The organism is Pinisolibacter aquiterrae (assembly GCF_019160155.1).
Taxonomy (GTDB): Bacteria; Pseudomonadota; Alphaproteobacteria; order Rhizobiales; family Ancalomicrobiaceae; genus Pinisolibacter; species Pinisolibacter aquiterrae.
The window spans coordinates 81,592-106,064 of sequence record NZ_JAFNIH010000027.1; the positions used below are offsets into that span (position 1 = coordinate 81,592).

The 24,473-nt window shown below is 69.1% G+C and carries 23 protein-coding genes; 17 read left to right on the top strand and 6 right to left on the bottom strand.

Annotated elements, in window-relative coordinates; translation table 11 throughout:
• Window positions 1–282: 282 nt before the first annotated feature.
• From J3S89_RS11295 to J3S89_RS11310, 4 genes are read right to left on the bottom strand one after another with little or no spacing between them, the layout of a single operon-like run.
• A complete protein-coding gene (locus J3S89_RS11295) occupies window positions 283–699 on the bottom strand; it encodes a response regulator (RefSeq protein WP_217927650.1) in 417 nt (138 codons plus the stop codon).
• Window positions 689–4,930, bottom strand: a complete 4,242-nt coding sequence (locus J3S89_RS11300; RefSeq protein ID WP_217927651.1) for a PAS domain S-box protein — start codon at window positions 4,928–4,930, stop codon at window positions 689–691. The genes J3S89_RS11295 and J3S89_RS11300 overlap by 11 nt, the downstream gene beginning before the upstream one ends.
• Window positions 4,931–4,969: 39 nt before the next feature.
• A complete protein-coding gene (locus tag J3S89_RS11305) occupies window positions 4,970–6,223 on the bottom strand; it encodes a GGDEF domain-containing response regulator (protein WP_217927652.1) in 1,254 nt (417 codons plus the stop codon).
• Window positions 6,220–7,704, bottom strand: a complete 1,485-nt coding sequence (locus J3S89_RS11310) for a GGDEF domain-containing protein (protein ID WP_217927653.1) — start codon at window positions 7,702–7,704, stop codon at window positions 6,220–6,222. The genes J3S89_RS11305 and J3S89_RS11310 overlap by 4 nt, the downstream gene beginning before the upstream one ends.
• 249 nt (window positions 7,705–7,953) lie before the next feature.
• Between J3S89_RS11310 and J3S89_RS11315 the strand changes: the two genes are divergently transcribed.
• The 13 genes from J3S89_RS11315 to J3S89_RS11375 all read left to right on the top strand — a co-directional run bounded on the left by J3S89_RS11315 (window position 7,954) and on the right by J3S89_RS11375 (window position 16,271).
• Window positions 7,954–9,240 carry an EAL domain-containing response regulator gene (locus J3S89_RS11315; protein WP_230488881.1) on the top strand — a complete coding sequence of 429 codons (1,287 nt, stop codon included), beginning with the start codon at window positions 7,954–7,956 and terminating at the stop codon, window positions 9,238–9,240.
• On the top strand, window positions 9,237–9,605 hold the full coding sequence (locus J3S89_RS11320; protein ID WP_217927655.1) for an Hpt domain-containing protein: 369 nt from the start codon (window positions 9,237–9,239) through the stop codon (window positions 9,603–9,605). The genes J3S89_RS11315 and J3S89_RS11320 overlap by 4 nt, the downstream gene beginning before the upstream one ends.
• A 111-nt stretch (window positions 9,606–9,716) precedes the next feature.
• Entirely contained in the window at window positions 9,717–10,154 is a 438-nt protein-coding gene (locus tag J3S89_RS11325; RefSeq protein ID WP_217927656.1) for a YqaA family protein, read from the top strand.
• Window positions 10,155–10,353: 199 nt separating this feature from the next.
• Window positions 10,354–11,208, top strand: a complete 855-nt coding sequence (locus tag J3S89_RS11330; RefSeq protein WP_217927657.1) for a TylF/MycF/NovP-related O-methyltransferase — start codon at window positions 10,354–10,356, stop codon at window positions 11,206–11,208.
• Between the two features lie 59 nt (window positions 11,209–11,267).
• Entirely contained in the window at window positions 11,268–11,807 is a 540-nt protein-coding gene (locus tag J3S89_RS11335) for a hypothetical protein (RefSeq protein WP_217927658.1), read from the top strand.
• 133 nt (window positions 11,808–11,940) lie between these two features.
• Window positions 11,941–12,273 (top strand): c-type cytochrome, encoded by a 333-nt coding sequence (locus tag J3S89_RS11340; RefSeq protein WP_230488882.1) that lies wholly within the window; start codon window positions 11,941–11,943, stop codon window positions 12,271–12,273.
• A gap of 128 nt (window positions 12,274–12,401) precedes the next feature.
• Window positions 12,402–12,674 (top strand): hypothetical protein, encoded by a 273-nt coding sequence (locus J3S89_RS11345; protein WP_217927660.1) that lies wholly within the window; start codon window positions 12,402–12,404, stop codon window positions 12,672–12,674.
• A gap of 7 nt (window positions 12,675–12,681) precedes the next feature.
• Window positions 12,682–13,386 carry a ferredoxin gene (locus J3S89_RS11350; RefSeq protein ID WP_217927661.1) on the top strand — a complete coding sequence of 235 codons (705 nt, stop codon included), beginning with the start codon at window positions 12,682–12,684 and terminating at the stop codon, window positions 13,384–13,386.
• A gap of 53 nt (window positions 13,387–13,439) precedes the next feature.
• On the top strand, window positions 13,440–13,814 hold the full coding sequence (locus J3S89_RS11355; RefSeq protein ID WP_217927757.1) for a metallopeptidase family protein: 375 nt from the start codon (window positions 13,440–13,442) through the stop codon (window positions 13,812–13,814).
• The gene (locus J3S89_RS11360; RefSeq protein WP_217927662.1) at window positions 13,811–14,437 is read left to right on the top strand and encodes an SH3 domain-containing protein; all 627 of its coding nucleotides are present in this window, start codon (window positions 13,811–13,813) and stop codon (window positions 14,435–14,437) included. The genes J3S89_RS11355 and J3S89_RS11360 overlap by 4 nt, the downstream gene beginning before the upstream one ends.
• A 98-nt stretch (window positions 14,438–14,535) precedes the next feature.
• Window positions 14,536–15,141: a 3-isopropylmalate dehydratase small subunit gene (gene leuD, locus J3S89_RS11365; protein ID WP_217927663.1), complete on the top strand. Its 606-nt coding sequence runs from the start codon at window positions 14,536–14,538 to the stop codon at window positions 15,139–15,141.
• Window positions 15,142–15,226: 85 nt separating this feature from the next.
• Window positions 15,227–15,853 carry a LysE family translocator gene (locus J3S89_RS11370; protein WP_217927664.1) on the top strand — a complete coding sequence of 209 codons (627 nt, stop codon included), beginning with the start codon at window positions 15,227–15,229 and terminating at the stop codon, window positions 15,851–15,853.
• A 31-nt stretch (window positions 15,854–15,884) separates the two neighbouring features.
• A complete protein-coding gene (locus J3S89_RS11375; RefSeq protein ID WP_217927665.1) occupies window positions 15,885–16,271 on the top strand; it encodes a RidA family protein in 387 nt (128 codons plus the stop codon).
• Window positions 16,272–16,329: 58 nt separating this feature from the next.
• On the opposite strand, the gene tam is transcribed toward J3S89_RS11375, so the two are convergent.
• Window positions 16,330–17,103, bottom strand: a complete 774-nt coding sequence (gene tam / locus J3S89_RS11380; RefSeq protein WP_217927666.1) for a trans-aconitate 2-methyltransferase — start codon at window positions 17,101–17,103, stop codon at window positions 16,330–16,332.
• Between the two features lie 282 nt (window positions 17,104–17,385).
• On the opposite strand from tam, the gene J3S89_RS11385 reads away from it, so the two are divergent.
• Window positions 17,386–19,125 (top strand): hypothetical protein, encoded by a 1,740-nt coding sequence (locus J3S89_RS11385; protein ID WP_217927667.1) that lies wholly within the window; start codon window positions 17,386–17,388, stop codon window positions 19,123–19,125.
• A gap of 61 nt (window positions 19,126–19,186) precedes the next feature.
• Here the strand turns inward: J3S89_RS11385 and J3S89_RS11390 are convergent, their stop codons facing one another.
• A complete protein-coding gene (locus tag J3S89_RS11390; RefSeq protein ID WP_217927668.1) occupies window positions 19,187–20,224 on the bottom strand; it encodes an aspartate-semialdehyde dehydrogenase in 1,038 nt (345 codons plus the stop codon).
• Window positions 20,225–20,756: 532 nt separating this feature from the next.
• On the opposite strand from J3S89_RS11390, the gene J3S89_RS11395 reads away from it, so the two are divergent.
• The 3 genes from J3S89_RS11395 (at window position 20,757) to J3S89_RS11405 (ending at window position 24,471) form a co-directional block, all read left to right on the top strand.
• Window positions 20,757–21,704 carry a TAXI family TRAP transporter solute-binding subunit gene (locus J3S89_RS11395; RefSeq protein ID WP_217927758.1) on the top strand — a complete coding sequence of 316 codons (948 nt, stop codon included), beginning with the start codon at window positions 20,757–20,759 and terminating at the stop codon, window positions 21,702–21,704.
• A gap of 92 nt (window positions 21,705–21,796) precedes the next feature.
• Complete coding sequence (locus tag J3S89_RS11400) at window positions 21,797–24,088, top strand: TRAP transporter permease (RefSeq protein WP_217927669.1); 2,292 nt, start codon at window positions 21,797–21,799, stop codon at window positions 24,086–24,088.
• The gene (locus tag J3S89_RS11405; RefSeq protein WP_217927670.1) at window positions 24,085–24,471 is read left to right on the top strand and encodes a DUF1850 domain-containing protein; all 387 of its coding nucleotides are present in this window, start codon (window positions 24,085–24,087) and stop codon (window positions 24,469–24,471) included. Before J3S89_RS11400 ends, J3S89_RS11405 begins: the two co-directional genes overlap by 4 nt.
• Window positions 24,472–24,473 lie beyond the last annotated feature (2 nt).

Genomic DNA, 24,473 nt, shown 5'->3' on the forward strand with positions numbered 1-24,473 from the left:
ATTCGATATCTTCGTTCCGATGATCGGCGGTTCCGATCGTTCTCGGATAGTCGTCGATGCGATCACATCCGAATACCTCAGACCTACGACGTAGGTGATTGTCGCAGGCGATTCGCCGGCGGACTTGCGATGATCCGGATCCCGAGATTTTCCGTCTCGGTTCTCAGGGATTCGTCATGCTCCTTCGCCCCGAATGAGCGCGATCGTCGGCGCGCGTCGGTTCGGGCCACGTGGCGCGTCTCGTCGTCCCGGACGGACCCGGCTCGTTCGGGCGCGCGGGGCTCATGGCGGCAGGTGGACCGCGGCCCGTTCGGCGGTCTTGGTGCGCCAGATCGCGCGGATCTCGTCGGGCAGGGTCATCGGGTCGAAGGGTTTGGAGATGACGCCGTCGGCGCCGAGGGCGAAGTAGTCCTGCACCTCCGGTCCGCGCACCCGCGCGGTGATGAGGATGACCGGGATGTCGGCGAGGCCGGGATCGGCACGGATCTTCGACATGGCGGTCGGTCCGTCCATGCCCGGCATCATCACGTCGAGCATGATCAGATCGGGCCGGGCGCGATGCGCCGCCTCGATCGCCTGGAAGCCGTCGCCGCAGGTGGTCACGGTGAGACCGCCGACCATCTCGAGCGACAGGGTGGCGACGTCGAGGATGTCCTCTTCGTCGTCGGCATAGAGAATGGTGGTGAGTTCAGCCGGCATGACGTTCGATCTCCCGCTTTCGCTTCCGCTCGGACAGAATCGTGAGGATGGTGTCGACGAGCTGCCGCTCGCCGATGCGCGACTTGACCAGGCTCGCCAGGGCGGATCCGGCCGCGCCGGGCCTCTCCTCGGCCGAGAGCACCATGTAGGGCATGCCCAGTTGCTCGAGCCGGGGCACGAGCCGGGTCAGGCCGTCGCCGTCGGGCAGCGCCGGGTCGATCACGACGAGGTCGAATCGCCGCGCCTCGAATTCCCGCAGCGCCCGGCTCACCCGTGACACGCAGGTCACGGCCGCGAGGCCGGCGAGGCCGGCGGCGACCACGGCGGCGAGATCCTGATCGTCCTCGACATGGAGGATGCTCGGCAGCCCTTCGGGGGCCTCGGCGGCGAGGGCGGCGATCCGCGCCACGAAGCGCGCCGGCCGGTCCGGCTCGATCCGCCAGGTGTCGCGCGCCGCCCAGGCGCCGGCCGCGTCCGCCGGGGTCTCGCCGGTCCCGGTCTCGACCAGCACGACGGGGGGCCGGGCCGGGCCGAGCCCGTCGAGCCGCGCCTTCAGCGCCGAGGCGGCCGGCGTGTCGAGCGCGGCGGTGTCGACGAGGACGGCGAGCGTCTCCGGCGCGACCTCGGTGCTCGGCTCCAGCCGAGCCTGTTCGACGGCGGTGGTGAGGAAGTCGGCGGCCGGTCCGTCGGCGGCGAGGAGGGTGACCCGGCGACCCGGCGCCGCCGCCGGCGCGGCCGTCTCGGTCGCGGCGGGGAGGGGGGCGGCGGGACGGGCGGCGGCGGCGAGGGGAATGTCGACCCAGAAGGTGGAGCCGACCCCGACGGTGCTCTCGAAGTCGATCCGACCGCCCATCAGGCTGACCAGTTGCCGGCAGATGTGGAGCCCCAGTCCGGAGCCGCCCTTGGCGCGGGTGGTGGCGGAATCGGCCTGGGCGAAGCGGCCGAAGATCTTGGCGCGGAATTCGTCGGGGATGCCGGGGCCGTGGTCGCGGACGGCGATCCGGACCTGACCGTCGACGATCGACATCTCCACGCTCACGACCGCGTCGCGGGGCGAGAACTTCGCGGCGTTGGAGAGGAGGTTGGTGATCACCTGAATGAAGCGGCCCTCGTCGACGCGCACGCCCATCGGCGTCTCCGGCCGGTCGAGCCGCACGGTGACGCCGTAGCGGTCGCAGAAGGCGCGGGTCGCCTCGATCGCCTGGGAGACGGCCTGGACCGCGTCGACGTCGCCGAGCTCGACGCGCAGCATGCCGGCGTCGATCTTGTCGAGGTCGAGAATGTCGTTGACGAGCGGGATCAGGCGCTCGCTGTTCTTGTGGGCGATGTCGACGAGATGGACGGCGCGGGGCGGCATGTCCTTGGTCATGGTGCCGAGCACCAGGCCGAGGGCGCCGCGCACCGAGGTCAGCGGCGTGCGCAGTTCGTGGCTGACCATCGACACGAATTCGCTCTTCATCTGCTCGATCTGGCGGCGCTCGGTGACGTCCTGGATCTGCAGGATGAGGTTGTGCGGCGAACCGTCGGGACCCTTGTCGAGCGAGATGCTCTGATGGGTCCAGACGACCCCGCCGCCGCGACCGCGCCAACGCTTCTCGACCTGATACGAGGCGACCTCGCCGTCGAGGAGGCGGCGGCGCTGGTCGGTGTCGATCCCGACGTCGAGCGGATGGGTGAAGGCGGCCGGGCCGAGGCGCAGCAGGTCGGCCTCCTCCATGCCGAGGATCTTGCACAGGGCGGGATTGACCGACACCCAGGTGCCGTCGAGCCGTTCCAGCGCCATGCCGATCGAGGCGCCCTCCATGGCGCCGCGGAACGTCGCCTCGCTGGCCTTGAGGGCATCCTCGGCGGCGCGCGCGCGGGTGACGTCGCGGCCGACCGCGAGAATGCCGACCGGCGCGCCGTCGGCGACCCGGATCAGCCGCAACGAGACCTCGAGCCAGATCCAATGTCCGGCGGCATGGTGGTAGCGCACACAGTAGCTGCCACGATCGGCGCCCTCGACGACCTTCAGGAGGGTCTCGTGGACGACGGCGAGGTCGTCGGGATGGACGAGCCCGGAGGGCGACCGGCCGAGGAGCGCTTCCGGCTCGACGCCGAGAATGTCGCGGGCGGCCGGCGACACCCAGGTGCGGTTCAGCTCAAGATCGAGATGGACCACCAGATCGACGAAGTGGTCGGCCATCATGCGATGGCGGGCCTCGCTCATGGCGAGGTCGGCTTCCGTCTTCTTGCGGGTGGTGATGTCGGTGACGACGCAGAGGACGCCGCGGCCCTCCGCCGTGCTGATCGGGTTGAGGCCGATCTCGACGGGGAAGAGGCTGCCGTCGCGGCGCTGGCCGTCGAGGTCGCGGCCGGCGCCCATCCGGCGCGCGGTCGGGGCGGCGAGGAAGGCGGCGCGGCGGGCGGCATGGCCGCCGCGCTGGGCGGCGGGGACGAGTTCGTCGATGACGTGGCCGATCAGACCGCCGCTCGGATAGCCGAACATGCGTTCGAGCTCGCCGTTGACGAAGGTGATGCGGCCGACCGTGTCGGTGATCAGGAGGCCGTTCGGCAGGGCCTCGACGGCGAGGCGGAACTTCTCCTCGGCGAGCTTGCGAGCGGTGATGTCGGTGTGGGTGCCGATCACGCGGACCGGCCAGTCGGCCTCGTCGCGTTCGGCGACGCGGCGGCGGTCGGCGACCCAGATCCAACGGCCGTCGCCGTGGAGGAGGCGCAGCTCGGTCTCGCCGGCCTCGTCGCCGGCGTCGTCGGGGGGAATCTTGTCGACGTCGTCGGGATGGACCCGGTCCTTCCAGGCGTGCGGGTCGTCGCCGAGCGTCGCGGCGGAGAGGCCGAGCATGGCGGCGTAGATGTCGGAATAGTGCATCCGCCCCTCGACCAGATCGAGTTCCCAGATGCCCTGGCCGGCACTGCCGAGGGCGAAGCCGATCCGGCGTTCCGCCGCCATCAGCGCGCTCTCGGAGCGCTGCAATTCGCTCTGGTCCTGGACCGACTTGGTGAAGCCGACGACCTGTCCCTTGGCGTCGGCGATCGCCTCGATCACCGTCTGAGCCCAATAGCGGTGCCCGTCGCCGCGCATGCGCCAGCCGATGTGCTCGACCCGCCCATGCTTGCGGGCCTTCTCGAGCAGGGCGTGGGGCAGGCCGTCCTCGCGCGCCTCGGGCGTGAAGAAGAGGGCGAAGGAACGTCCGATCACGTCCCCGGCGTCGAAGCCGGCGACGGTGGCGATCTTGTCGTTCCACGTGGTGACGATGCCGTTGCGGTCGAGCGAGCAGAAGCCGTGGCCGGCGACCCCGGCCAGGACCTGACGCAGCCGTTCGCCGATGTCGGCGAAGCGCTGGCGCTCGTTCTTCAGCTCCGCGAGGAGCAGCGCGAGGGCGATCGGCAGGACGCCGGTCGCCGCCGCCGCCAGGACCAGCGTGCCCTCGGTCGCGTCCGGTCGCGCCGTATGGAAGAAGCGGCCGATCAGGGTCATCTCGAAGGCGCCGACGGCGCCGAGCACCGCGACCACGGTCGGCGACAGGCGCGAGGCGAGGAAGAGGAGGGGAACGCAGACGATCACGAAGGGGAAGGGAAGGGAGAGCGAGGCGACCCAGGCGCTGGCGACCACCATCGCCACTGCGCCGGCGGACTGGAGGGCCCGGGTCCAGCGCATGTGGTCCTCGAGGTCGGCGCGACCGGCGAGGAGAATGGTAGGGACCACCGCGATCGCGCCGAGGACGCCGCTCGGCCAATCGGCGAGACGGCGCAGATCGAGGATCGCCCCGAGCGGGGTCTCGGCCATCAGCTGGGAGAGGCCGGCGCCGGCGAGCGGCGCGATCAGGCCGGTGACGACCAGAACCTCGATCAGCATGCGGGCGGAGCGGATGCGCTCGCCGGTGAGCCCGACCCTGCGGGCGGCGACGAAGACGGTGGCGACCACGATCGTGTCGAGACCGGCGCGGATCGGCGCGGCGAGGCCGGCGCCCTCCCAGAGCGCGCCGAGAATGCCGGCCAGGAAGGTGACGACGAGGCCGGGGACGACGAAGGCCGGCCGGCGCAGCAACAGCGCCACGGTGGTGGCGAAGCCGACGGTGAGGCCGAGCCGGGCGCCGACGAGGTGATCGGCGGTGAGGGAACCGGCGATGCCGAGGGTCAGGATCGCCATCTCGATCGGCGAGGACGCGGGCCGATCGGCGGTGGGCGTGTCCGATCCTCGCGAGAGCGGCATGGACTTCAGGCGGGGCATCCGAAGGCTCCTTCTCGTCGACGCTCGGCGCTCGCCGGGTCAGGCCGGTAGGAATTCGACACCGAGATCGTTGTTCAGGTGCCAACACTTGCGCACCTGGCGGATGGCGCCGCTCTCGGAGATGCGCAGGCGGAAGAACTCGGGGATGGCGGTCGGTCCGGGAAGGCGCAGACCGGCGCCGCCGGAGGAGAGGTTGCGGACCGTGCAGTCGATCGTCGAGTGCAGCCCGTCGAGGTAGATGCGCCCCTGTTTCAGGGTGCGCATGCGCCGTTCGCGCCGTCGCTCGGTCGCCTCCTCGCGGCCCCCCTCCGTGCCGGTTCCGGGCAGGAGAACCCAATCGGCGGCGCCGGCGGCGCTCTCGTAGAACGAGTGGGTCTCCGCCTCGAGACGCGCCTCGAGCCCGGCCAGCAGCTCCTCCAGGGTGGCGCCGTCGTCGGGGTGGAGCGCATGGGCGGTGACGACGCGGATGCCGAGATGGGCGGAGGCGAGATCGATCTCGAAATTCGTCTGCGAGGAGAGACGGGAGACGACGGCCTGAAAACCGGCCGGGGAATCGACGGCGTCGACCACGTAGAGGAACGTGCCGCGCGCCCAGGATCCGCACAGATCGGTCGAGCGGACGAGATCACGCAGCTTGTTGCCGAAGGCGCGCAGCGTGCGGTCGGTGGCGACGATCCCGAAACGGTCGAGCACCTCGTCGATGCGAGTGACGCGCAGGGCGACCAGCCCATAGGAGCGCCGCCGGGTGCGGGCGACCTGATCGACCTGGGCGAGGCGCTCCTCGAGCCCGTGGCGGGTGAGGAGGCCGGTCAGATCGTCGAAGGTGGTGTTGCGGCGCAGGCGTTCGAGTTCCAGCTCGCGCGCCTCCTCGCGGATGCGCAGCCCGATGGCGCGCTTCACCGCCGCGGAGAGTTCGTCGAGGCTCAACTGCCGCTTGGAGATGTAGTCGGTGACGCCGGCGCGGAAGGCGCGGACTGCGGTGCGCTGGGTCTCGTCGGCCGAGACCATGACGATCGGGGCGAGAGCGGTGTAGCGCTGGCGCAGCCGCTCCACCGCGAAGAGCCCGTTCTCCGAGACGAGATTGTAGTCGAGGAGAATGCAGTCGGGCATGCTGCGATCGAGGATCGCCTGCAGCGCGTTGGTGTCCTCGGCCTCGAGCGTGCGCAGGTTCTTCTGGCCGAGCATGAGGCCGATCCGGGCGCGGTAGAGCTCGTCGTCGTCGACGATGCAGACGCGGCGTCCGTCGAGCACGACCTCGGGGCTCTCCTTGACGTCCAACAGTGGAGCGCTCATCTCGTTTCCTCCCTCGAAGGGCCCATCGTCGCCGGGCCGACCGTGGCGAGTGGGATCGTCGCCGTCGCGACGGGCGGTCGCGGCGGTTCGTCGGCGGCCGGCACCGCGCTGGCGGGCCGGGCGGCGTGGGGGCCGTCGCCGTCGGCTCGGCGGTCGCTGACGACGACGCGGTCGCGCCCGCCGATCTTGGCGCGGTAGAGCGCCTCGTCGGCCGCCGCGACCAGAGTCGCCGTGTCGGCCGCCTGACCGAGACCGGCGATGCCGGCGCTGAAGGTGATGTTGACGGCGGATTCCCCGACGATCATGTCGAGCGCGGCGAAATGCCGGCGGAAGGCGTCGATCACCGGCGCGGCGCGCTCCGGCGGGGTGTCGAGCATCAGGACGCCGAACTCCTCGCCGCCGTACCGGCCGACAACGTCGGTGCGCCGGAGCCAGGACACCAGCGCGGAGGCGAGGCGCCGGAGCACGAGGTCGCCGGCCTGATGACCCCAGGTGTCGTTGATCGTCTTGAAGTGATCGAGGTCGATCATCACCAGGGAACAGTCGTTGCCGGTGCGGCGGCTGCGGGCGAGTTCCTGTCCGACCCGCTCGACGAAGCGCAGATGATCGACGAGGCCGGTGAGCCCGTCGCGCTCGATCAGGGTGCGCAGAACGCGGGCGCGCTCGACCCTGAGTTCGACGAGACGGCCGAGGAGATCGCGCGGGGTGCGCTTGGAGATGAAGTCGTCGCCGCCGAAGCGGCGGGCGAGCATCTGCGTCTCGGTGTCGCCGCCGGCGGAGAGGAAGACGATCGGCACCGAGAGGTGGCTGCGGTTCAGCCGGATCATCCGCGCGAGCTCGATCCCGTCGACATGGGGCATGTCGAGATCCATCAGGATCAGATCGAAGGAGCAACGATGGAGGACGTCGAACACCTGGGTGGGGTCGACGACGATCTCGACGTCGATGCCGCGGACGGCGAGCAGCGAGGCGACCGCTTCGGCGGCGAGTTCGTCGTCGTCGACGATGAGGACGGTCGCGCGGCCGCCGTCGCCGCGATCGTCGAAATGCTCGAGCCAGTCCCCCAGCTCCCGGGGGTCGATGGGATCGGCGATGAGCGCGTCGACCCCGGCCTCGGTACTGCGCTTGCGGTCGGCGAAGGTGGGGTTGTCGGCGGTCAGGATCTTGCCGGCGGCGGCGGGCAGGTCGCGGCAGATCTCCAGGGAATCGCTCAACCGTCCGTCGACGAGATAGACGTCGCGCCGCGCGCCGATCGAGGAGACGACCCCGGGCGTCTCGTCGACGTAGTTCAGTTGGCGCAGGATCGTCGGCAGGCGGGCCATCACCGCCTCGCCGGCCACCGCGTGAAGGCGCACGCGGTCGGTGCCGACGAAGGTGCGGGTCGAGCCGGACCGACTGCGCGGAGGGACTACGGCCGATGGGCGAACTGAGGCGGTCATCATGGGCAGTCCGTTGACGTCGCGGATGACGTGGATCGGCATCCGTCACCCCATCTATATGATGTGAATCGTTTTAGTTTCTTTAAAGACCCAATGTTCCTTGTTGTATACGCGTATTCGATCCGCATCACATGAGCGTGAGAGTTGACGATATCGGTATATTTGAAATTATAGATATCGATTACGCGACGAATCTCACGTTCGTGTGAGTTTAGCGATTTATTTACATGGACAAATCAAGATGATGCGGAAAATTGGAACCAATTCTCGTATCGATCCCGCGAGGTCGAAATGGCCAGATACAGAACAACCCTCGGTCGCGTCCAAGATGTGGCTCCGTCCGACGCGGTTGTGACGCCGATTACCGGATCATCCGTCGCCGGGCGGACCTACGTGGTCGAAGATCACGACCTGGTTCGATCGCTGCTTTCCACGTGGTTCGCGGCGCGAGGACATCGGGTCGAGGCCTGTCCACCTTCCCGGCTCGAACGGATGGGTCCGCTCGATCGCGGGGATCTGGTGGTGTTGGATCTGTGTCTGGGGGACCGCGACGGCGTGGAGGTGCTTCAGCTTCTCGCCGAGCGCCGGTTTCGCGGCGACGTGATCCTGATCAGCGCCTTTCCGGACGCGGTCATCGAAACCGCACGGGCGGTGGGGGTCGATTTCGGTCTCCACGTCCTCGGCGCCCTGCGCAAGCCGCTCGCCTTCGATCGTCTCGAGGCGATCCTGAAGACGCGGCGCCTGCGCGACCCCGCGGAGTCTCCGGTCGACCCGGAGCGGCCGTCGCTCGCCGAGGCGCTGGCGGCGGGGCGGGTGACGTTCCACTACCAGCCGATCCTCGACGCGACGACCCTCGCGGTCGTCTCGGTGGAGATGCTCGCCCGGTTGGTCGACGAGGTCGGGCGGGAGGTGTCGGTCGCCGGCGCGCTCGCCGGGGCGGGGCCCGAGGACCTGCGCGAACTGGCGCGGGTGGCGCTCGATTCGGTGGCCGAGATCGGCCGTCGGCTGACGGACTGCGGGACGCCGCCGCCGCCGGTCGCCATCAACGTGCCGTCGAACCTGCTGCAGCGGCGCCACTTCGCGCCGATCGTGCCGTTGATCCAGGCCTCGCCGGTGCCGATCACCCTGGAAGTGTCGGAGATCGACGCCTTCGAGGATCTCTCGGAGGCGCGGCGGGTGACGACGAGCGCGGTGTTGCGGGGCTTGCGCTTCTCGCTCGACGACTTCGGGACGTTCAACAGCAACATCGACCGCTTCCTGCAGTTTCCCTTCGACGAGTTGAAGCTCGACCGTGCCTATGTGAGGAACTGCGCGCAGGATCCGATCCACGACGCCGTCTGCCGGCTGGCGATCGAACTCGCCCACAAGCGCCACGCCACCATCGTCGCCGAGGGCGTCGAGACCATGGCCGAGTTCGTGCGGCTGCGCGAGCTCGGCGTCGACCGCGTGCAGGGCTATTATTTCTCCCGTCCGCTCGCGCTCTCGGCGCTCGCCGATTGGATCCGTTCCCACCCCATCGAACCCGACCGCCGGCCCCGTGCCGTCGAAGTCTCACTCTCTGGAGAGGCCGCGCCATGACCGATTCGATCCGAACCGACGTGGACACCCCATCGACCGCCGCCGTGAACACGGATTTCGAGGCGCGCCTGATCGAGTTGCGGCGCCGCTTCGTGGAGCGGACGCGGCGTGACGGAGAGGCGGTCGGGCGGCTCTGTGCCCGATGGGATCGCGGCGAGCCGCTCGCGGGGGACCTGCTGCGCGACCTCTCGCGCACGGTGCACGGTCTCTCCGGGGCGGCCGGCGTCTTCGGTTTCGACGAGATCAGCGAGGCGGCCCATCGCGCCGAGATGAGCCTGCGCAGCCTCGACGGCCCATCTTCGGACGCGCGCGCGCTTCTCGACGGGTTGATCCGGGAACTCGAGACGATGTGGGCCGCCGCCTGACCGCGCTCTCGCCGGACCGCCCGGTCCTTATGGCCGGCGGCGGGGGATCTTCCCGGGCGCGCGGGGCGCCGGACCCGTGCTAGAAGGATCGTCCTTCGCCCGGGGATCCCGATGCTCGATCTCGCCACCTATGGCGGTCTCTTCCTGACGGCGCTCGTCGCCGCGACGCTCCTGCCGGCGCAGTCGGAGGCGGCTCTCGTCGGGTTGTTGCTCGCCGGGGCACAGCCGCCCTGGGCGCTCCTTCTGGCGGCGAGCCTCGGCAACGTGCTCGGGTCGGTGGTCAACTGGCTGCTCGGCCGGGGCGTCGAGCGCTGGCGCGACCGGCGCTGGTTTCCGGTCTCGGCGAAGGACCTCGACCGGGCCGCCGTCTGGTATCGGCGTTGGGGCAAGTGGTCGCTGCTCCTCAGTTGGGCGCCGATCATCGGCGATCCCCTGACCCTCGTCGCCGGGGTCTTGCGCGAACCGTTTCCGGTCTTTCTCCTCCTCGTCACCGTGGCCAAGGTCGGGCGCTACCTCGTCCTGGTGGCGGCGACGCTCGGCGCGGCCTGACGATCGTCGGGCACGGCCGGTCTTTTCGATTGACGGCGCGCGACACTCATGGGACCGCTTTCGTCCGTTCGGTTTCCGATGCGTAACGGACACGCCGGCGTGGTCGTCTCGGCCGCTCCGGTGCGGTCGTGGAGGGGAGGCCGGCGGGCGCCTCGTCGTGGAGGGCGCCACATTCGAGGCGACGAGCGGGGAACCGGCGATGGGTCGTGAAATCAGCTTCAATTCCGCACTCGCGACGCTCGGGGAATATCTGTTGCGGCGCGTGCCGGCGGCTTACGTGCGCACCGCCGTCGCCGGGCTCGAGCGGCGCGGGCTGCTTCCCTCCGGGCGCCTCGGCGCCGGCGTGGGGCCGGACGGGGAGGCGCTCTCGGCGGCCATCCCGCAGCGCTGGGCGGTCAATCGTCCGCTCTACGAGAAGCGGGGCGGAACCCTCGATTTCGACGACCTTCTCGCCGGTTTCGTGAAGGACTCCGAGACCAACCGGAGCGACATGGCGCGGTTCTACGCCTTCTGTCTGATGTTCGATCAGATCACGAAGGAGGGGATCGCCGGCGACGTCGCCGAGCTCGGCGTCTATCGCGGTCACACGGCGACGCTGCTCGCCGGGTTCGCCCGCCGGTCGAACCGGCGGGCATGGCTCCTCGACACGTTCGAGGGGTTCCGCGACGACGATTTCGTCGGCGTCGACGCCGCCCAGAGGGTCCAGTTCACCGATACCAGCCTGGAGGCGGTCCGCGCCTTCGTCGGCGAGGAGAACACGACCTACGTCAAAGGGTTCTTCCCCGAGACGGCGGTGCATCTGCCGGCCGACGGGCGCTATTGCCTGGTCCACGTCGACTGCGATCTCCACAAGCCGATCGCGGCGGCGCTCGACTATTTCTATCCGCGCATGACCCCCGGCGGGTTCCTGGTGATCCACGACTATGCCAGTCTGTGGTGGCCGGGCGCGGAACAGGCGGTCGACGAGTTCTTCGCCGACAAGCCGGAGTCGGTGGTGCCGATGCCGGACATTTCCGGCAGCGTGGTCGTCCGCAAGGCGAAACACGGCCCGTGAGGTCCTCCCGGGGCGAGGCTCCGGCCGTGAAGCCATCGAGAGCCGCGAGGTGCGAAGCGATGAGACCGGGAGCGGCGCGGGCGAGACGGGGGAGGCTTTCGGCGCTGTTCGGGGTGATGCTCGGCGCGACGGCGGGGCTCGTCGCGGCCTCGACGGCGCCCGCCGCGCCGCTCTGGACCGCGACGCCGACGCCGGTCGACCGCTCGCGCGAGACCCGGGAGCGGCTTCCCTCGGCGCTCGATCGCGGCGATCTCGGCGATGCCGACACGGTGACGGTGCGGGTCGATCGTCATCCGCAGCTCGACGAGGCGGGGTCGTTTCGCGGCGAGGGGCGGCGGTGGACGGTCACCGACGTGGCGATCCCGTCGCCGTCCCGGCTGTGCACGACGGCGGACGGCGCGCGTTGGGCCTGTGGCGTGCGGCTCAGAGCGCGTTATTCTCGGTTGTTGCAAGGGGCGCGGCTCGTCTGCGCGCGGGCCGGGTCGGACGTGACGGCGGGGCGTCTCGCCGACTGTCGGATCAAGGGCGTGGCGGTGGCCGAGACCATGGCGGCGCTGGAAGACGCGTTGCGCGAGAGCCTCGCGGCCGGGCGCCCCTGACGGATCGATCGCGCGGCGAGGCGCGGGCGAAGGGCTTTTCCCAATGGGCGGCGCCGACGGCGTTCCCTAGATTCGAGAGATGCCCCCTTCGGGCCGAGGTCGGTCCCACGCGGTCGGGGCGAGGAGGCGAGCGATGACGAAGACCCTTCCGATCGTGAGCGCGGCGATCCTCGCCTCTCTCCTCGGCGCGGGATGGGCGCAGGCGGCGGAGACGGCGGCCGAGCGCGGCGAGATCCTGGCGCGGCGATGGTGCGCCGCCTGCCACGTGGTGACGGCGGATCAGACCACGGCGTCGAGCGACGCGCCGAGTTTCTTCGTCCTCACCGGCGACCGGGCGCGCACCGCCGCGGGGCTCGCCGACTTCCTGCTGCTGCCCGGCACCACCCACAGCCAGATGCCGGACCTCCATCTGTCGCGCGTGGAAATCGCCGACATCGTCGCCTATGTGGTGTCGCTGCCGAAATGAGGCGGGCGGGCCGTTCCGAAGACATGCATGCGGATCGCATTTCATCGACCTCGTCGAGGTATCTCGCGGGGTGTGGGCTTGCGTCCGGCGGCGGTCGCGTCGCATCCTCGCCGTCGAGGAGCGCGACGATGAACAGGCGAGACGAGATCGAGGCGGAACGGCGGCGGGCGGCGGACGCGGCGCTGGCCGGGGTGGCGCGCGACGCGGAGGTGATCGGCACCTCGGCCTTCGCGCGCAGCCTGAAGGCGACCGGCGACCGGCTCGGCGCGCATTTCTCAGCCGCCGACGCGGCGGCCGAGGACGGGATCGAGATCTGGGGCCGGCGCATCGGCCGGGGGCTGGCGCTGGTGGCGGCGGCGGCCTTGATCGTCCATCTCGTCGTCACCTACGTGCTGCGTTGATCCGGCCATGAACCCGTCGAACGAGGCGCGGGCGCGGATCGAGGCGGCGATCGTCGCGGCGGGTCTGACGCCGCGTGGCGTGGTGCGTCCGGGCGCGGACGACGGCGTGCCGGATCCGCTGCCGGGGCGACCGGCGCGGTCTCTGATCCTGATCGGCTGGCGCGGACGGGTCGGCTGGAGCGCCTTCGCGGCCTCGCCGGAACGGCGCGACGGCGGCGCCGATCCGCTCGACCGCTGGTCGCGCCGGGTGATCGGCGGGCTCGCGGCGGATCTCGGCCTCGGCGTGCTCTTTCCCTTCGGCGGACCGCCGTGGTGGCCGTTCCAGCGCTGGGGCGCGCGGGCGGAAGGGCTGACGGCCTCGCCGCTCGGTCTCTCGATCGACGCCGAGGTCGGGCTCTGGCACGGCTGGCGCGGCGCGCTGGTCTCGCCGGAGGATCTCGGCGCCGAGGCGCCGCCGCAGACGGGGCCTTGCGCGACCTGCGCGACGCGGTCCTGTCTCGTCGCCTGTCCGGCGGACGCCTTCGGCCCGGCCGGTTTCGCGGCGGGACGGTGCCGTACCTTTCTCGAGGGCCATGCCGGCGGGCTCTGTCGCACCGACGGTTGCCGGGCGCGCGACGCCTGCCCGGTCGGCCGCGCCCATCGCTATGCTCCCGATCAGATTCGGTTCCTGATGGCCGGATATCGCGCCACTCTCGAGGAGATCTCGCCTTGAACACGCTCGACTGGTCCCATCTGCGCGCTCCCGATCTCGAGGCCTTCGTGGCGATGGCGGAGGCGGCGCATGCGGCGTTGCCGGCCGAATTCCGACGCCTGACCGGCGAGGTGGTGATCGGCGTCGCCGACTTTCCCGAGGACGAGGTGCTCGAGGAACTCGGGCTCGAGAGCCCGTTCGATCTGATGGGCCTGTTCCAGGGTGTGGGCCTGCCCCAGGGCGCGGCGACGGCGGCGACCGGGCAGATGCCCAATCGAATCTGGCTCTATCGCCGGCCCATCCTCGACTGGTGGGCGGAAAACGAGGACAGTCTGGGAGAGATCGTCACCCATGTGCTGGTCCACGAGATCGGCCACCATTTCGGCTTCTCCGACGACGACATGGAGGCGATCGAGGCGGCGGCGATCGAGGAGGAGGCGCGTGCATGAGGCGGCGGACGGAGCGCTTCGATACGGCGGCGGGCGGTCTCGTTCGGGCGTCCGCGCTCGCGCTCGGTCTCCTCGCGGGGATGCCGGCGGCGGGGGCGGCGGAGGCGGCCTGTGAGTTTCGCGGCTGGTCGAAGGATCCCGATCCGGCCGGGCTCAATCTGCATGCGACGCCCGCGCGCACGGCGGCGGTGGTCGGGCGTCTGCCCGCGCCCCGGCGCGACGGCGACGAAACCTTCGCGGTCGAGGTGCGCGTCGTCGCCGGACGCGACGGTTGGCTCCTCGTCGATCGGGCCGAATTCGCCGATTACGGCTCGGCGCCGGCGAAGACCGTCTTCACCGGGCGGGGCTGGGTCTCCGGCCGGATGGTCGGGGTGAGCGTCCAGGACGAGCGGGTGCGGCGGCAGCCGGACGCGGCGGCGGCGATCGTCGACCGGCCGCGCGCGCCGGAGGGCGGCGAGGCGGAAATACTCCGGCTCGATCGGATCGTCGCCTGTCGCGGACGTTGGATCGAGGTCGAGGGCTCGTTCGGCGAGGCCGGCGGCGTGGCGGCGCGCGGCGCCGGGCGGCCGACGCGCGGCTGGGTCACCGGGCTCTGCGGCAATCAGGTCACCACCTGTCCGTGATCGTGCCATGCGCATCGTTTCGCGCGGGGGCGGAGAGGGGACTTTGTTCTCGAGGGAAAACGCGCTATGAGCCCGCTCAGAGTTTCGGAGACCGCCCCATGGACAAGTTCACGACGCTGACCGGCGTGGCCGCGCCCCTGCCGATCGTCAACATCGACACGGACATGATCATCCCCAAGCAGTTCCTGAAGACGATCGAGCGCACGGGTCTCGCCCGTGGCCTCTTCTTCGAACTGCGCTTCAACGAGGACGGCTCGGAGAAGCCCGACTTCGTGTTGAACCAGCCGGCCTATCGCAAGGCGCAGATCATCGTCGCCGGTGACAATTTCGGCTGCGGCTCGTCGCGCGAACACGCGCCGTGGGCGCTGCTCGACTTCGGCATCCGCTGCGTGATCTCGACCTCCTTCGCCGACATCTTCTACAACAACTGCTTCAAGAACGGGATCCTGCCGATCCGCGTCACCCCGGAGCAGCTCGAGAAGCTGATGGACGACGCCGAGCGTGGCGCCAACGCCACGCTGACCGTCGATCTCGAGGCCCAGGAGATCCGTGGTCCCGACGGTGGCACGATCGCCTTCGACGTCGATCCCTTCCGCAAGCACTGCCTGCTCGAGGGTCTCGACGACATCGGCCTGACGCTGCAGAAGGCGGAGTCCATCGCCGCCTACGAGGCGAAGACCGCGACCGCGCGTCCCTGGGCCTGATCCGGGTTCGCGACGTCGCATCATCGGCGGGAGGGCGGTTCCATGGGCCGCCCTTCGTTCGTTCCGGTTCTCTTCGAGGTCCGTCATGTCCCTGGGGATCTGGGCGCTGTTCGTGCCCGCCGCCTTCGCGTTGAACATGTTTCCCGGCCCGAACAACGTGCTCGTCATGACGCATGCGGCGCGGTTCGGCTTCGCCACCGGCGTTCTCGCCGCGCTCGGGCGGTTTCCGCCCTTCGCCTTCTTCGTGCTGACGGCGGCGGTCGGCCTCGGCGCGGTGCTCGCCACCTCGGCGGAACTCTTCGCGGCGCTGAAGATCGTCGGCGCGGTCTATCTGATCTGGCTCGGCGTGCGGATGATGCGCTCGGGCGTCGCCGCCCGGGCCGAGACCGAGGCGGGCGCGCGGATCGGCACACTGGCGGCGCGCGAGTTCTGGACGGCGGCGACCAATCCCAAGGCGATGTTGGTCTTCACCGCCTTCTTCGCGCCCTTCGTCGATCCGGCGCGGCCGGCCTTCGGTCAGATTCTGGCGCTCGGCGGGGTCGCGCTCGGTCTCGAATTCGTCGCGGTGGTGCTCTATGCCACGGCCGGGACCCATGTCGGCCGTTTCACGCGCAGTCCGCGCGGCCTGCTCGTCGTCGAGCGGCTCTCGGGCGCGGCGCTGGTGGCCGCCGGGGTCGGCCTTCTCTTCGCTCGCCGTCCGGCGAGCCCCTGATTTCGAGCCGCTTTCAGAAAGGAACCCGCCCATGACCACGCGCCGTCTCGTTTCCACCGGATCGCCCTTCGAGAAGGTGGCGGGTTATTCCCGCGCCGTGGCGCAGGACGACATGTGCTGGGTCTCGGGCACGACCGGCTACGACTACACCGCCATGGCGATGCCGGAGGCGGTCGAGGACCAGACCCGCAACGCCATGAACACCATCACCCACGCCCTCAACGAGGCCGGGTTCCTGCTGCAGGACGTGGTGCGCGCCACCTATTACGTCACCGACGCGGCGATGATGGACGTGGTGTTCCCGATCGTCGGCGAATATTTCGCCGAAGTGCGCCCGGCCGCGACGATGATCGTCTGCGGTCTGGTCAAGCCGGAAATGAAGATCGAAATCGAGGTCACCGCCAAGCGCAAGGCGTGAGGCGAGCCATCGACACGACGTTCGCGACGCCGGTCCCTCGGGGCCGGCGTTTCGCGTTTCACGCCTTCGTCGCCACGAAGAACAGGCGCGGGAAGCGGAACAGGACGCGGCCGTCGCGGGTCGGCGGATAGGCGGCGGTGATCTCGGCGCGATAAGCGTCGAGGAAGGCCGGACGGGCGGTCTCGTCGAGGGCGTCGAGGAAGGGCCGGAGGCCGGTCGAGGAGATCATCTCGACGATCGCGTCCGGCCCCGCGAGCGGATGGACGTAGGTCGTCCGCCAGATGTCGACGCGGGTGCTCGTGGGTGCCAGGAGGTCGAAGGTCGCCTCGATCGAGGCGATGCGAGTGCGGGACTCGACGACATCGGCGAGGGCTGCGGCGAAGGTCGGCCGGCGGGCGACGGCACGCATCAGCGCGTGGCTCGGCTCGTCGAGATTGTCGGGCATCTGCACGGCGAGGACGCCGCCGGGGGCGAGGAGGCCCATCAGGCGCGGCAGCAGCCTCTCGTGATCGGAGAGCCATTGCAGCGCGGCGTTGGAGAAGATCAGGTCGACCGGGGTGTCGGGTGCCCAGGTCGCGGCGTCTGCCTCCTCGAAGCGGGCGGCGGGGAGGCTCGCGCGCGCCTTTTCGAGCATGGCCGGCGAGGTGTCGATGCCGAGCACCTCGGCCTGCGGCCAGCGGGCGAGGAGCGGCGCGGTCGAGGCACCGGCGCCGCAGCCGAGATCGACGATGCGCTTCGGCGCGGCGAGGTCGACGCGGGCGAGGAGATCGGCGATCGGCCGGTCGCGTTCGCTCGAGAAGCGGGCGTAGAGGGCGGGGTTCCAGTCGGACATGGGGTCGAGCACCGATGCGGTTCGTTCTCGAAACTCGAGAACCGGGATCGCGCGAAGGATAGCCGTGTTGCACGAGTGCCGCACTTCCTCTCGCGTTTCCCGAGCGGAAGAAGGCGCTCTCGATTCCACATATACGCCAGATTGTAGCCGGGGCATCATACGTCGTTTTCGGGGGCGAGGGTCGACGGGCGCTCGATGTCGCGGCGGGGAGATCGCCGAGGTCGCTGGACCCATTGCTGCACGTCATTGTTCGTCGATCGACGGTTATATTGAAGGTGTCACATGGCGCGACTTTCAGATATCAGCCTGGACGAGATAACCATAAATTATCCGAATAAAATTCTGATCGTGACGAATATATTCGGCGGAATGATCGCGGCATTGATCGCCGTTGTTTCGTTATTGTATGTCTATGGAATTCTCAGCATATTTTCTATGATTTATGATGCGTTTTGGCGTTTCGGCTTCAGCTTTCCGGCGTACGAATTCATCATATCGAACTTGGGGGTTCGACGTGGAAGTCCCCCGCAAGATTTTCTGAAGGCTCTCATCGTCATCGTGACGATCATCATCTTCGGCGTCTATTACATTCGATTTTCGATTGCCGCCTATAAGTTCGGCTTGGCCAGACTGGGGGCCGGGCTGCTCCAGTGGCGCAACAGCGGCGTCCCGCACGGCGTTCCCGAACGGTTCCACTCACCGCTCGACGTGATGACCAAGCTCATCAAGAAAGAGAAGTACTCTTCCGACATCAAGCCCGGCGACATCACGGCGCTCTTCGGCCTCAATGCCCAACACATGTCTCCGACGGCAGCCGCCGCGGCGCAGAGGACTTTCGGTCCCGCGAGGACGCGTTGGATGAAGGGCGTGCTGAGGGATGTGGTCACGATGGCGGTGTTCGTCGGGGGGATCATCTGGATCCACATGCAATCGCCGTCGAACCAGCCTCCCCTCGGGGCCTTGGCTCAATTGCTCCAATCGGCGGGTCTGTGGCCCTCTCTGGCGCGCGTCCTGTTCCCGATGTCGTTGGCGGCCATCGCGCTGATCGTCTTCGCGGCGCTGGACTACGCGTATGTCGGTCTCATGGTTCCGAAGAAGAGTTGGCGCGCGGAGAGCGAGACACGCGTCGATCGGGCGGTCGCGTCGCTTCCGCCGAACCTGATCCATCACGAGTTCCCGGCACGAATGGGATCTCATGGGGACGGTGAGAAGTCGCGTTTCCTCTATCCCCTCGCCAGCGAAGTCGCGGCGACGAGCGTCGGTCAGACCGGGAACTTCGCTCTGGTCGGGCTGCTCGAGCAGGACGCCGTCGCGATCGCAAATCCCGACGAACCCGCGGCCAAATTCCGTCTCATGACGGGTTGGCTCCTGATTTTGGCCGGCCTGCTCGTCGGGCTGTTCGGGCTTTGGCCGTCCGGCGCCGCGGGCGCCTTCGTGACGCGCACGCTGCCCGCGGCCGACGTCGTCGTCACGCCGGTGGTTCAGATCGCGCTGGCGGTTTTCGCCGCGCGGCTTCTCTCGCGGGGGCGTGCCTATCTGGCGGAGGCGGAAGCGGCGCTGGAAGCGCATTGGTTCAAATCGGAAGCGCTGGCCTTCCAGATGCAGGGCACGACTTCCAAGTCCGAGATCAAGATCGGAGGTGCGACGGACAGTATCGGTACGACGTCGATCGTCTATCGGTCGGAGTTTCTCTACGACCTGACGGCGGCGACCGTGGTCGCCGAGGCGGCGTCTCTGGGAGCAGAGCGCCGGCTCGTCGGCTTCGAGAAGACTCCGGCGAGCACGGACCTGCTGGGATCGGCGTTGGCCGAAATCCGAGCCATCGTTTCGACGCGGGCGGCACCGATCACGGTCGACATCGCGCATGGCGGTCTGCAGGACCAGATCGACGCCAATCTTCGTGTCGACGCTCACCGCGCCGGTGTGATCGAGGCGGCCCGGCTCGAGGCTCAGCGCGCGGCGACGGCGCAACTCGGAGCGACGCCACCGCCGCCGCGTCTTTCTCGCGGCGACGAAACCTGACGCGGGGGCGAAGGCGATCACACCACTTTCGGAAGAATGCGGTGTGATCGCAATGCTCCGATCACGCGGCCTTTTCGGCCTTCGGCTTGATCAACTTGCGGTTGACCAGCACCTCGGCGATCTGCACCGCGTTCAGCGCCGCGCCCTTGCGCAGGTTGTCGGAGACGCACCAGAAGGCGAGGCCGTTCTCGACCGTGTTGTCCTCGCGGATGCGGGAGATGTAGGTCGCGTCCTCGCCGGCCGCCTCGTGCGGGGTGATGTAGCCACCCGGCTCGTGCTTGTCGATGACCAGCACGCCCGGCGCCTCCCGCAGGATGTCGCGCGCCTCGTCGGCGGTGACCGGCTTGGCGAACTCGACGTTGACCGACTCGGAATGGGAGATGAACACCGGCACGCGCACGCAGGTGGCGGTCAGCTTGATCTTCGGGTCGAGAATCTTCTTGGTCTCGGCCATCATCTTCCACTCTTCCTTCGTGAACCCGTCCTCCATGAACACGTCGATGTGGGGGATCAGGTTGAAGGCGATGCGCTTGGGGAACTTCTTCGGCTCGACCGGATCGGTCACGAAGACCGCGCGGGTCTGCTCGAAGAGCTCGTCCATGCCTTCCTTGCCGGCGCCGGAGACCGACTGGTAGGTGGAGACGACGACGCGCTTGATCTGATACTCGTCGTGCAGCGGCTTCAGCGCCACGACGAGCTGGGCGGTCGAGCAGTTGGGGTTGGCGATGATGTTCTTCTTGGTGAAGCCGACGATGGCGTCGGCGTTCACTTCCGGAACGATCAGCGGCACCTCGGCGTCGTAGCGCCAGGCCGAGGAATTGTCGATGACGACGCAGCCCTGCGCCGCGATCTTCGGCGACCACGCCTTGGAGACGTCGCCGCCGGCCGACATGAGGCAGATGTCGACGTCGGAGAAGTCGTAATTGTCGAGGACCTTGGTCTTCAGCGTCTTGTCGCCGAAGGAGACCTCGGTGCCGAGCGAGCGGCTCGAAGCGAGCGGTACGACTTCCGAAACCGGAAAGCCGCGCTCGGCCAGGATGTCGAGCATTTCCCGACCCACGTTGCCGGTGGCTCCGACGACAGCGACCTTGTAACCCATGTTCTCAATTCCCCGCGTGATCGACGTCTCTCCCGTTGGACCTGGAGGACCTGGATCGCTTTTTCGAGGGGTCGAGAAAGGGAACCGTTCGGTCCTCCGCCGCCCTCGTCACCCGCCGGGAGAGGGCTGCGGGAGGTCGAGAGCCTGCGTCAGCCGGCGACCGTGGTGGTCGCCGTCGTCGTGGTCGATTTCGTTTTCGTCGTGATGACGATCGACATGACGGACGCGTGTTCCCGAACAGTTGACGGCTCTCGCGGGTGTCGCGCGAGCCGGCACCGAAAAGCCCGAAACCCGCGGGGAAGTCAAGGGGCGTCGCGCCGCTTGCGTACTGATCCCGATCGTCGCGCGCGGACGCCGGGCGCGAGCGACGAAACGAACGAGCGACCGAAAAACATCTCCGATTTCACGAATTGCGGTTTTCCGAGGTTGTCGCCGAGGGCGGCTTGATCGACACTGCGGCGACCGGATCGCGGGGCATCGAACGACCACGCGACCAGAGACCCCGAGGGAGACGCTCATGAAGGCCCGTTCCATGTTCGCCCGGCTCGCCGCCGTGGCGTTCGCCGCCACCGCTTCGTTGTCGCTCACCGTCGGCGCGCGCGCCGACGAGTTCATCACCGTTCTGTCGGGGGGCACCTCCGGCGTCTACTATCCGCTCGGCGTGGCGCTGGCCAAGATCTACGGCGAGAAGATCCCCGGCGCGCGGCCGACCGTGCAGGCGACCAAGGCCTCGGTCGAGAACCTCAATCTCCTCCAGCAGGGCAAGGGCGAGGTCGCCTTCACCCTCGGCGACAGTCTCGCCGCCGCCTGGAAGGGCGACGCGGAGGCCGGCTTCAAGGCGCCGCTGACCAAGCTTCGCGGCATGACCGCGATCTATTCCAACTACATCCAGATCGTCGCCTCCAAGGAGAGCGGCATCAAGACGCTCGCCGATCTCAAGGGCAAGCGTCTCTCGGTCGGCGCGCCGAAGTCGGGCACCGAGCTCAACGCGCGCGCCATCCTCGCCGCCGCCGGCCTGACCTACGCCGATCTCGGCAAGGTCGAATATCTCTCCTTCGGCGAATCGGTCGAGCTGATGAAGAACCGCCAGCTCGACGCGACCCTGCAGTCGGCCGGCCTCGGCGTCGCCTCGATCCGCGATCTCTCCACCTCCGTCGACATCACCGTGGTGGAGATCCCGAAGGCGGTGATCGAAAAAGCCGGCGCGCCCTTCGTCGCCGGAGAGATCCCGGCCGGCACCTACGGCAAGCAGGACACGGCGGTCCACACCGCGGCGGTCGTCAACTATCTCGCCACCCGCGCCGATCTCTCCGACGATCTGGTCTACCAGATGACCAAATCGCTCTACGAGAGCCTGCCCGAGCTCCAGGCCGCGCATGCCGCCGCCAAGGCGATCAAGCTCGAGAACGCCAAGATCGGCATGCCCCTGCCGATCCATCCGGGTGCCGCGAAGTATTTCGCGGAAAAAGGCCTCAAGTGACGTCGGCGGCGGGCGGGGTCCCTCCCGCTCGCGCCTCGATCGGCCGTCGGTGACGCGTCACGGGCGGCGTTTCTCTTCCTCGGAGCACCCCCATGGTACAGGCGGACGCCTCGCACGCCGATGACGCGCCGGTCGTCGTGATCGATCCGGAACACGGCATTCCCGCCGATCACGGCGAGGGATTCTCGGGGCGGCTGCTCTATTGGATCTGCGTCGCCTTTTCCGCCTTCCAGGTGGTGACCGCCTTTTCGATCCCGCTCGATCGGCCGATCGTCGCCGGCCTCACCGCGATCCACCTGACCGAGGCGGTCTTCGCGCTGTGGGCGGTGTGGCTCGGGGTTCAGGCGGCGCGGCGGCGGGTCGGCTACGACGGGGTGCTCGGCTTTCTCACGCTGCTCGCCGCCTTCGTTCTGGTGGCGCGGTTCACCGGCAATCCGCCGAGCCAGGTGGTGCGGGCGCTGCACGTCGGGTTCCTGTGTCTGGTCGGCGGGTCGGCGCTGGCGCTGCACCGGGCGCGAAGCCGGGTCGACGCGCTGGTGCTCGCGGCGCTGGCGATCGCGGGCTTCGCGGTCGGGCTCTATCACTGGGCCTTCTACGAGGATCTGGTGTCGCGGTCGGGCGACATGACGGGGCCGGACATGGTCGTCGGCATCGCCGCGCTGGTGGTGCTGTTCGTCCTGGTGTGGCGCTTCATGGGGCCGGCGCTGCCGATCGTGGCGGGTGTGTTCCTCGCCTATTGCCTGTTCGGCGATCATCTGCCGCGGCCGCTCGATCATCGCCCCTACGGGCTGGCGCAGGTGATCGAGCACATGTCCTTCGGCACCGAGGGGCTCTACGCGACGCCGACCCTGGTGTCGGCGACCTACATCTTCCTCTTCATCCTGTTCGGCGCGTTCCTGGAACGGGCGGGCATGATCGCGCTCTTCACCGACGTGGCGATGGGCCTCTTCGGCGCGGCGCGCGGTGGGCCGGCCAAGGTGGCGGTGTTCTCCTCGGCGCTGATGGGGACGATCTCCGGGTCGGGCGTCGCCAACGTCGTCTCGACCGGGCAGTTCACGATCCCGCTGATGAAGCGCTTCGGCTATCGGGCGGCCTTCGCCGGCGGCGTCGAGGCGACCGCCTCGATGGGCGGGCAGATCATGCCGCCGGTGATGGGGGCGGTCGCCTTCATCATGGCCGAGACGATCGACGTGCCCTATCTCGAGATCGTCAAGGCGGCACTGGTGCCGGCGCTGCTCTATTACGCCTCCGCCTTCCTGGCGGTGCATCTCGAGGCCGGGCGCTGCGGTCTCCTCGGGCTCGCGCGCGAGGATCTGCCCAAAGCGGGCAAGGCGCTGGCGGCGCGGTGGTATCTGGTGCTGCCGTTGGCGGTGCTGGTGTGGCTGCTCTTCTCCGGCTACACGCCGCTCTTCGCCGGCTCGGTCGGCCTCGCCTTGACGGTGCTCCTCGTCATCGCCGGGTCGATGGCGCTCGGCATCGGCTCGCAGGCGATCCGGATCGTGTTCTGGGTGGTGCTCGGATGCCTCGCGGCGGGGTCGCTGGCGGTCGGGGTGACGACGGTGCTGGTGCTGGTCGGGGCGGCGATGATCGTCTCGGCCTTCACCCACGGCGGTCGCGAGACGCTGGTGCTCTGCCGCGACGCGCTCGCCGACGGGGCGCGACAGGCGCTCCCGGTGGGTCTCGCCTGCGCGGTGGTCGGCATCGTCGTCGGCACCATGACGCTGACCGGCGTCGGCACGATCTTCGGCAACTGGGTGGTGTCGATCGGCAAGGACTCGCTGGTCTCCTCGCTGATCCTGACCATGCTGGTCTCCCTCGTGCTCGGCATGGGCATTCCGACCATCCCGAACTACATCATCACCTCGTCGATCGCCGCTCCCGCGCTGCTGGCGCTGGGCGTACCGCTGATCGTCAGCCACATGTTCGTGTTCTATTTCGGCATCATGGCCGATCTGACCCCGCCGGTGGCGCTCGCCGCCTTCGCCGCCGCGCCGATCGCCCGCGTCTCCGGCTTCCGGATCGGTTTCGAGGCGCTCAGGATCGCTCTGCCGGGCTTCGTCATTCCGTTCATGGCGGTCTACGACCCGGCCCTGATGCTGCAGTCGCATGGATCGGCGATCGGCGTCGCCCATTGGGCCGACGTCGCCTACATGATCGTCAAGGCACTGGTGGCGGTGACGCTGTGGGGCGTCGCCTCGATCGGGTTCGGCCGGGCGCATCTGACCTGGATGGAACGCGGGCTGGCGATGGTGGCGGCCGGGTTCCTGGTGGCGGCGGTGTCGTGGACCGACGGGGTCGGCTTCGCGCTGGCGATCGGCGTCGCCGCTCTGCACTGGATGCGGACGCGGGGGCTCGCCTCGACGTCCGGGGCTGCGGCGCGATGAAGCTCTGCCTCCTGGTCGGCGCGCTGGTGCTGCCGCTCTCGGGCGAGCGGGCGACGCTCGCCTGGACCCATTCGGTGGAAAAGCAGCTGTGGGAAGAGGACTGGCGGGCGACCGCCACGGGGCCGGTGATCGAGGCGGCGCGGGTGCGCGGTTCCGGCGCCGGGATGGAGGCGGGCGAGGGCGCGCATCGCGTCGGCGACGCCTGGGAGTGGCTGCCGAAACCGCCGCCGCCCGCGCGCGTGGTGCTGGCGCGCTCCGGCGCGACGGCGGATTGGCGGATCTGCGAAGAGGGCGTCTGCCGACCGATGAGCGCGATCCTGCCGGTCGAGGCCGATCGGGTGACGCTCACCGTATGCGACGACGCCGGTCGGCCGAGGGGCTGAGG

Bases quoted from the DNA above. Each gene is read 5' to 3' on its own strand.
- J3S89_RS11295 (WP_217927650.1), bottom strand. From the start codon at position 699: ATGCCGGCTGAACTCACCACCATTCTCTATGCCGACGACGAAGAGGAC.
- J3S89_RS11300 (WP_217927651.1), bottom strand. From the start codon at position 4,930: ATGCCCCGCCTGAAGTCCATGCCGCTCTCGCGAGGATCGGACACGCCC.
- J3S89_RS11305 (WP_217927652.1), bottom strand. From the start codon at position 6,223: ATGAGCGCTCCACTGTTGGACGTCAAGGAGAGCCCCGAGGTCGTGCTC.
- J3S89_RS11310 (WP_217927653.1), bottom strand. From the start codon at position 7,704: ATGCCGATCCACGTCATCCGCGACGTCAACGGACTGCCCATGATGACC.
- J3S89_RS11315 (WP_230488881.1), top strand. From the start codon at position 7,954: ATGGCCAGATACAGAACAACCCTCGGTCGCGTCCAAGATGTGGCTCCG.
- J3S89_RS11320 (WP_217927655.1), top strand. From the start codon at position 9,237: ATGACCGATTCGATCCGAACCGACGTGGACACCCCATCGACCGCCGCC.
- J3S89_RS11325 (WP_217927656.1), top strand. From the start codon at position 9,717: ATGCTCGATCTCGCCACCTATGGCGGTCTCTTCCTGACGGCGCTCGTC.
- J3S89_RS11330 (WP_217927657.1), top strand. From the start codon at position 10,354: ATGGGTCGTGAAATCAGCTTCAATTCCGCACTCGCGACGCTCGGGGAA.
- J3S89_RS11335 (WP_217927658.1), top strand. From the start codon at position 11,268: ATGAGACCGGGAGCGGCGCGGGCGAGACGGGGGAGGCTTTCGGCGCTG.
- J3S89_RS11340 (WP_230488882.1), top strand. From the start codon at position 11,941: ATGACGAAGACCCTTCCGATCGTGAGCGCGGCGATCCTCGCCTCTCTC.
- J3S89_RS11345 (WP_217927660.1), top strand. From the start codon at position 12,402: ATGAACAGGCGAGACGAGATCGAGGCGGAACGGCGGCGGGCGGCGGAC.
- J3S89_RS11350 (WP_217927661.1), top strand. From the start codon at position 12,682: ATGAACCCGTCGAACGAGGCGCGGGCGCGGATCGAGGCGGCGATCGTC.
- J3S89_RS11355 (WP_217927757.1), top strand. From the start codon at position 13,440: ATGGCGGAGGCGGCGCATGCGGCGTTGCCGGCCGAATTCCGACGCCTG.
- J3S89_RS11360 (WP_217927662.1), top strand. From the start codon at position 13,811: ATGAGGCGGCGGACGGAGCGCTTCGATACGGCGGCGGGCGGTCTCGTT.
- leuD (WP_217927663.1), top strand. From the start codon at position 14,536: ATGGACAAGTTCACGACGCTGACCGGCGTGGCCGCGCCCCTGCCGATC.
- J3S89_RS11370 (WP_217927664.1), top strand. From the start codon at position 15,227: ATGTCCCTGGGGATCTGGGCGCTGTTCGTGCCCGCCGCCTTCGCGTTG.
- J3S89_RS11375 (WP_217927665.1), top strand. From the start codon at position 15,885: ATGACCACGCGCCGTCTCGTTTCCACCGGATCGCCCTTCGAGAAGGTG.
- tam (WP_217927666.1), bottom strand. From the start codon at position 17,103: ATGTCCGACTGGAACCCCGCCCTCTACGCCCGCTTCTCGAGCGAACGC.
- J3S89_RS11385 (WP_217927667.1), top strand. From the start codon at position 17,386: ATGGCGCGACTTTCAGATATCAGCCTGGACGAGATAACCATAAATTAT.
- J3S89_RS11390 (WP_217927668.1), bottom strand. From the start codon at position 20,224: ATGGGTTACAAGGTCGCTGTCGTCGGAGCCACCGGCAACGTGGGTCGG.
- J3S89_RS11395 (WP_217927758.1), top strand. From the start codon at position 20,757: ATGTTCGCCCGGCTCGCCGCCGTGGCGTTCGCCGCCACCGCTTCGTTG.
- J3S89_RS11400 (WP_217927669.1), top strand. From the start codon at position 21,797: ATGGTACAGGCGGACGCCTCGCACGCCGATGACGCGCCGGTCGTCGTG.
- J3S89_RS11405 (WP_217927670.1), top strand. From the start codon at position 24,085: ATGAAGCTCTGCCTCCTGGTCGGCGCGCTGGTGCTGCCGCTCTCGGGC.